Origin of the sequence: Stutzerimonas stutzeri, assembly GCF_000935215.1 — a bacterium.
In the GTDB taxonomy this organism is placed as follows: Bacteria; Pseudomonadota; Gammaproteobacteria; order Pseudomonadales; family Pseudomonadaceae; genus Stutzerimonas.
The window spans coordinates 1-6871 of sequence record NZ_JXXD01000121.1 but is presented as its reverse complement, the minus strand read 5'-3'; the positions used below and the strand labels follow the sequence as shown (position 1 = coordinate 6871).

The 6871-nt window shown below is 62.6% G+C and carries 7 protein-coding genes; 5 read left to right on the top strand and 2 right to left on the bottom strand.

Going from position 1 to position 6871, the window contains the following annotated elements; translation table 11 throughout:
• Positions 1-335: 335 nt before the first annotated feature.
• Positions 336-902, bottom strand: coding sequence for a hypothetical protein (locus LO50_RS13480; protein ID WP_042921672.1), 567 nt, complete (start codon positions 900-902; stop codon positions 336-338).
• A 25-nt stretch (positions 903-927) separates the two neighbouring features.
• Entirely contained in the window at positions 928-1785 is an 858-nt protein-coding gene (locus LO50_RS13475; protein ID WP_152623979.1) for an SIR2 family protein, read from the bottom strand.
• Between the two features lie 427 nt (positions 1786-2212).
• On the opposite strand from LO50_RS13475, the gene nifH reads away from it, so the two are divergent.
• The 5 genes from nifH to LO50_RS24720 form a co-directional block, all read left to right on the top strand.
• Positions 2213-3103: a nitrogenase iron protein gene (nifH, locus tag LO50_RS13470; protein WP_042921674.1), complete on the top strand. Its 891-nt coding sequence runs from the start codon at positions 2213-2215 to the stop codon at positions 3101-3103.
• Between the two features lie 168 nt (positions 3104-3271).
• Positions 3272-4753, top strand: coding sequence for a nitrogenase molybdenum-iron protein alpha chain (gene nifD / locus LO50_RS13465; RefSeq protein ID WP_042921675.1), 1482 nt, complete (start codon positions 3272-3274; stop codon positions 4751-4753).
• A gap of 102 nt (positions 4754-4855) precedes the next feature.
• Positions 4856-6427, top strand: coding sequence for a nitrogenase molybdenum-iron protein subunit beta (nifK, locus tag LO50_RS13460; protein WP_042921677.1), 1572 nt, complete (start codon positions 4856-4858; stop codon positions 6425-6427).
• A 91-nt stretch (positions 6428-6518) separates the two neighbouring features.
• The gene (gene nifT / locus LO50_RS13455; protein WP_003297996.1) at positions 6519-6740 is read left to right on the top strand and encodes a putative nitrogen fixation protein NifT; all 222 of its coding nucleotides are present in this window, start codon (positions 6519-6521) and stop codon (positions 6738-6740) included.
• A 3-nt stretch (positions 6741-6743) separates the two neighbouring features.
• Positions 6744-6871 (top strand): dinitrogenase iron-molybdenum cofactor N-terminal domain-containing protein (locus tag LO50_RS24720; protein WP_336434165.1); only part of this gene is annotated, 128 nt, incomplete at its 3' end.

Here is a 6871-nt window from a genome sequence, read left to right as displayed (position 1 = left end):
GGGAGGCGCGCCCTCGCGGCGATGCAGGCCGAAGGACTGCCAAAGACCTGAAGCCTGAAGCCTGAAAAACCGAGACCGGGCCTCCCAGAAAAATGGCCGGGAGCCATTTTTGACGTCGCTTGCGACGGCCCGAAGGGTGATCGCCATGGATGGCGGATCACAAAAAAACTCCCCTGGGAGCACAGGGGAGTGGCTTATCGCCAAGCTGGGGATGTCAAACCGTTTCACGCACCCGTGCTGCCCATGGGCTGGCTAAACCGCGTCGCCCGCGCCAGCACATGGAGGTGGAGTCGAGTCCCATGGCGGCGAAGCCAATTCCATCGCCTACAGGGAATTCAGACCGGCCCGCGGGCGGCGCGGCGGGGGGCGACGGTGAAGCCGAGGGCTTCCTCGTAGCTGGGGCTGTCGAGCTTCGGCTGGTAGTCGACCAGGGCCTCGTACACGGTGATGACCTTGTCTTCGGCGCTCTGCCCCTTGAAGTCGTCCTTGTCCAGGCGCAGGTCGTCCATCAGGGTGTTCCATACCGCGCCGCCGTCGGGGTGCGGCAGGAGGATGATGTTCACGCCGTCGAGGTCGACCTGCAGCGCCTTGCCGAGGTTTTCCACATAGAACAGCACGCGGATGCCGGGGGCCAGGTCGCCGCGGTAGTGCTGGATGAACAGCGGCAGCAGGGTCAGTTCGACGAGGATGCCGGCGGCCATCACCAGCTTGTCGTTCCTGGCCAGCAGCACGGCCTGCTTGACCACGGATTTTGGCGGCATGCGCCGGCCGGACGCATCGGCTATATCGCCTTCCTCCAGTACCAGGTCGCCGCGGAAGGCGTAGGTGTCGGCCTGGCTGGTGGTGCCGTTGAAGCTGAGGTTGCACAGCAGGTTGCGGGCTTCGTAGGTGTTCAGCAGCATATCGAGGGATCTCCGGTCGTTGAAATCAGGCCACTTTGGCGGCGTCGTGGGCGGCGAGGGCGAACAGGGTTTTCCAGTCGTCCTCGATCAGGTGCAGGTGTTTGCGCTGGCAGACCTTGCGTTCCTTCTCGCTCGGTCCGTCGATCAGCGCCCAGCCGGCGTCGGCCGCGGCGTCGTGGATCAGGTCGCTCATCACCATGCGTTCGGTGTCGCGGTTGAAGCGCATGCCGAGGAACAGGTAGCGCTTGCCGCGGCGCTGCAGCTTGAGCCAGGCCGGCACGGCGAAGCCGCCCATCAGTTCGGTGATGTAGTCGACGAAGTCGGCGTCCGAGGCGACGTAGCTGGGCTTGGGCAGGGGCGTGCCGAGCGGCTTGAACAGCACCGGCAGGTCGCTGTCGACCTGCTCCAGGCCGATGCGGCGGTACTGCCCGGCGTCGAACTGGTACAGCTCGAAACGATAGTGGGTGCCGGCGAGGCGGGCGCAGCCGACCACCAGGGTATGGGCGCGGTCGGCGTAGCAGCGTTGCAACTGGGTGTCGCGGTTGCAGTCGATCACGTAGGGCAGGCGCAGGTCGGCCAGCCACTGGTGGACGGGTGAGGGCGTCCAGTTGTCGCCGCCGTAGGTCTGGGTCAGGAAACGCTCGATGAAGCTGCGTCCCTTCTTGTTCTCCAGGTGCATGGCGGCCCTGGGGAACTCGTACATCAGCCGTTCGGCCATTGGCTGGCCGCCGGTCATGGCCAGGATAAGGCTGTCGCTATCGGCGGGGATCGGCTGTCCGGAGTGGCGGTCGACCACCTCGCGCAGCACGCCGGGTCCCAGATAGGGAATGCTGTCGCCGGCCTTGAGGCCGGCCAGTATTTCCTGCATCGGACTGCTGTTCACGGGATTCTCCTGCTGTCGGTTTCCAGGAGTGCTTCGCAATATGCACGCCAATCGCCGAAAGTTCGGCAACTCGTTGTTATCACGAATATTTTCCGTAACTTTCCCGATTCGGGACGCGGCGCGTTCGCGACAATTGTCGTATTTGCCACAGGCTCGGGAAGGCCATGGAAAGTTGCCTGGAAGATTCCCGCAAGCGGCGTGGAAAGTTTGTTGGGTTGTTGCCATTGGCACCGACAGAGGCTTCCTTTTGTTGTGTATGCCACTGTCGCGATAATGTCTTTTTTTCTTATAAAATAATTAAAAAACAATAACTTGGGTTTCGATAAAAGCGCTGGCACAAAGACTGCACCTACCTCGTTGCGCAGGCTTGTTCGTGCCTATAGCCCACGTACATTTCATGTGGAAACGAAACCTGAGGAACTTAATTATGGCAATGCGTCAATGCGCTATCTACGGCAAGGGGGGGATCGGTAAGTCCACGACCACCCAGAACCTCGTGGCGGCCCTGGCCGAACTCGGCAAAAAGGTGATGATTGTCGGTTGCGACCCGAAAGCCGACTCGACCCGCCTGATTCTGCACGCCAAGGCCCAGAACACCATCATGGAAATGGCGGCGGAGGCCGGCACCGTGGAAGACCTGGAGCTGGAGGACGTGCTCAAGGCCGGCTATGGCGGCATCAAGTGCGTCGAGTCCGGCGGCCCCGAGCCGGGCGTCGGTTGCGCCGGTCGCGGGGTGATCACCGCGATCAACTTCCTCGAAGAGGAAGGCGCCTATGAGGACGATCTGGACTTCGTCTTCTACGACGTGCTCGGTGACGTGGTGTGCGGCGGTTTCGCCATGCCCATCCGCGAGAACAAGGCCCAGGAAATCTACATCGTCTGCTCCGGCGAGATGATGGCCATGTACGCGGCCAACAACATCTCCAAGGGCATCGTCAAGTACGCCAACTCCGGCAGCGTGCGCCTGGCCGGGCTGATCTGCAACAGCCGCAACACCGACCGCGAAGACGAACTGATCATGGCCCTGGCCGAGAAGATGGGCACCCAGATGATCCATTTCGTGCCGCGCGACAACGTGGTCCAGCGCGCCGAGATCCGCCGCATGACCGTCATCGAGTACGACCCGACGGCCAAGCAGGCGGACGAGTACCGGCAGCTGGCGACCAAGATCGTCAACAACAAGAAGCTGGTCATCCCGACCCCCATCACCATGGACGAACTCGAAGACCTGTTGATGGAATTCGGCGTCATGGAAGTGGAGGACGAATCGATCGTCGGCAAGACCGCCGCCGAACTGGCCGCCGAAGCCGCCGTCTGATCGCGCCGCTTCAGAGAGCCGTCCACGGCCCGCCTGGCCTGACCAGCCAGGCCGTGGATCAGGCTCGCAGGACGGGGCAGGGCGGATTGGCCCTGTCGGAGACTTGCGCCCGCCAGGGCGACGGCTCTGCTACCCGCATATGAACGCAAGGCAAGAGGAGGTCATACCATGTCCGGTATGTCACGTGAAGAGGTCGAGTCCCTCATCCAGGAAGTCCTGGAAGTCTATCCCGAGAAAGCCCGCAAGGACCGCGCCAAGCACCTGTCGCCCAACGACCCGTCGCTGGAGCAGTCGAAGAAGTGCATCACCTCCAACAAGAAGTCCCAGCCGGGGCTGATGACCATCCGCGGCTGCGCCTATGCCGGCTCCAAGGGCGTGGTCTGGGGGCCGATCAAGGACATGATCCACATTTCCCACGGTCCGGTGGGGTGCGGCCAGTATTCGCGGGCCGGCCGGCGCAACTACTACATCGGCACCACCGGCGTGAACGCTTTCGTCACCATGAACTTCACCTCGGATTTCCAGGAGAAGGACATCGTCTTCGGCGGCGACAAGAAGCTGGCCAAGCTGATCGACGAGGTCGAGACGCTGTTCCCGCTGAACAAGGGCATCTCGGTGCAGTCGGAATGCCCGATTGGCCTGATCGGCGACGACATCGAGGCGGTGTCCAAGAAGAAGGCCGCCGAGTACGACACCACCGTGGTGCCGGTGCGCTGCGAAGGCTTCCGCGGGGTATCGCAGTCCCTCGGCCACCACATCGCCAACGACGCCATCCGTGACTGGGTGCTGGACAAGCGCGACGACGACACCAGCTTCCAGACCACCCCGTACGACGTCTCCATCATCGGCGACTACAACATCGGCGGCGATGCCTGGTCCTCGCGCATCCTGCTCGAGGAAATGGGTTTGCGCGTCGTGGCCCAGTGGTCCGGCGACGGCACCATTTCCGAGATGGAGCTGACCCCCAAGGTCAAGCTCAACCTGGTGCACTGCTACCGCTCGATGAACTACATCTCGCGGCATATGGAAGAGAAGTACGGCATCCCATGGATGGAGTACAACTTTTTCGGCCCGACCAAGACCGCCGAATCGATGCGCGCCATCGCCGCCCACTTCGACGACCACATCAAGCAGAAATGCGAGGAAGTGATCGCCAAGTACCAGCCGCAGTGGGAAGCGGTGATCGCCAAGTACCGTCCGCGCCTGGAAGGCAAGCGGGTGATGCTCTACGTCGGTGGCCTGCGTCCGCGCCACGTGATCGGTTCCTACGAGGACCTGGGCATGGAAGTGGTCGGTACCGGCTATGAGTTCGGCCACAACGACGACTACGACCGCACCCTCAAGGAAATGGGCAACGCCACGCTGCTCTACGACGATGTCACCGGCTACGAATTCGAAGAGTTCGTGAAGAAGATCAAGCCCGACCTGATCGGCTCCGGCATCAAGGAAAAGTACATCTTCCAGAAAATGGGCGTGCCCTTCCGGCAGATGCACTCCTGGGACTATTCCGGTCCGTACCACGGCTTCGACGGCTTCGCCATCTTCGCCCGCGACATGGACATGACCCTGAACAACCCATGCTGGAAGAAGCTGCAGGCGCCCTGGCAGAAAATCGAGGAATCGGTCGAGAAGGTCGCCGCCAGCGCCTGATAGTGCGCAGTCGTACGCAACATCCGCGGCGGCCGGCATGGGCCGGTCGCCGCCGATATCCGTGATCGCCGTTCACAGATGAGTGAGGCGAAGGAGAAAGTCATGAGCCAGCAAGTCGATAACATCAAACCCAGCTACCCGCTGTTCCGCGACGACGAATACAAGGACATGCTCGCGCGCAAGCGCGACGATTTCGAGGAGAAGCATCCGCAGGAGAAGATCGACGAAGTCTTCCAGTGGACCACCACCCAGGAATACCAGGAACTCAACTTCCAGCGCGAAGCCCTGACCGTCAACCCGGCCAAGGCCTGCCAGCCGCTGGGTTCGGTACTCTGCGCCCTGGGCTTCGAGAAGACCATGCCCTACGTGCACGGCTCGCAGGGGTGCGTGGCCTACTTCCGCACCTACTTCAACCGCCACTTCAAGGAGCCGGTGTCCTGCGTGTCCGACTCCATGACCGAGGACGCAGCGGTGTTCGGCGGCCAGCAGAACATGAAGGACGGCCTGGCCAACTGCAAGGCCACCTACAAGCCGGACATGATCGCCGTGTCCACCACCTGCATGGCCGAGGTCATCGGCGACGACCTCAACGCCTTCATCAACAACTCGAAGAAGGAGGGCTTCATCCCCGAGGACTACCCGGTCCCCTATGCCCACACCCCGAGCTTCGTCGGCAGCCACGTCACCGGCTGGGACAACATGTTCGAGGGCATTGCCCGCTACTTCACCCTCAATCACATGGACGACAAGGTGGTCGGTAGCAACCACAAGATCAATGTCGTTCCCGGCTTCGAGACCTACCTGGGCAACTTCCGCGTGATCAAGCGCATGCTCAAGGAAATGGACGTCGGCTACAGCCTGCTCTCCGATCCGGAAGAAGTGCTCGATACCCCGGCCGACGGCCAGTTCCGCATGTACTCCGGCGGCACCACCCAGGACGAGATCAAGGATGCGCCCAACGCCCTGAACACCCTGCTGCTGCAACCCTGGCAGCTGGAAAAGACCAGGAAGTTCGTCGAAGGCACCTGGAAGCACGAGACGCCCAAGCTGAGCACCCCCATGGGCCTGGACTGGACCGACGAGTTCCTGATGAAGGTCAGCGAGATCAGCGGCCAGCCGATCCCCGAAAGCCTGGCCAAGGAGCGCGGTCGCCTGGTCGACATGATGACCGACTCGCACACCTGGCTGCACGGCAAGCGCTTCGCGCTGTGGGGCGATCCGGATTTCGTCATGGGCATGGCCAAGTTCCTCCTGGAGCTGGGCGCCGAGCCGGTGCACATCCTCGCCCACAACGGCAACAAGCGCTGGAAGAAGGCCATGGACGCGATCCTGGAGTCCTCGCCCTACGGCAAGAACTGCACCGTGTACATCGGCAAGGACCTCTGGCACATGCGCTCGCTGGTGTTCACCGACAAGCCGGACTTCATGATCGGCAACAGCTACGGCAAGTTCATCCAGCGCGACACGCTGCACAAGGGCAAGGAGTTCGAGGTGCCGCTGATCCGTCTCGGCTTCCCGATCTTCGACCGCCACCACCTGCATCGCCAGACCACCCTGGGCTACGAAGGCGCCATGCAGATACTGACCACCCTCGTCAACGCCGTGCTCGAGCGCCTCGACGACGAGACCCGCGGCATGCAGAGCACCGACTACAACTACGACCTGGTTCGTTGACCGCGAGCGGGGAGGGCGACCTCCCCATCCTGGCCGGCCGGCGCACCGCAATGGTCGTCGGCCGGCCAGCCCCATTTTCAGGAAGCCTCCCATGCCCAGTGTCATGATCAGCCGCAACAAGAATGGCCAGCTGACCTTCTACATCGCCAAGAAGGACCAGGAAGAAATCGTCGTCAGCCTGGAACACGACAGCCCCGAACGCTGGGGCGGCGAAGTCGCCCTGGCCGATGGCTCCAGCTACTACCTCGAACCCCTCTCGGCGCCGCCGAAACTGCCGATCACCCTGCGCGCCAAACGGGCCGGCGAGGGCTGAACGATGGCGCCCAGCAACGGACGGGCTCCGCTGCCGGCTCACCTGGCCCTGCGCATCGCCCTGGCGGCGCGCGAGCTGAACGGCGTGGATACCGGGCAACTGCTGCGCACCCTGCTCAGCGTCACCGGCGA

What these genes read in the sequence shown, in the direction of transcription:
- LO50_RS13480 (WP_042921672.1), bottom strand. Translation starts at nt 902, where the DNA reads ATGCTGCTGAACACCTACGAAGCCCGCAACCTGCTGTGCAACCTCAGC.
- nifH (WP_042921674.1), top strand. Translation starts at nt 2,213, where the DNA reads ATGGCAATGCGTCAATGCGCTATCTACGGCAAGGGGGGGATCGGTAAG.
- nifD (WP_042921675.1), top strand. Translation starts at nt 3,272, where the DNA reads ATGTCCGGTATGTCACGTGAAGAGGTCGAGTCCCTCATCCAGGAAGTC.
- nifK (WP_042921677.1), top strand. Translation starts at nt 4,856, where the DNA reads ATGAGCCAGCAAGTCGATAACATCAAACCCAGCTACCCGCTGTTCCGC.
- nifT (WP_003297996.1), top strand. Translation starts at nt 6,519, where the DNA reads ATGCCCAGTGTCATGATCAGCCGCAACAAGAATGGCCAGCTGACCTTC.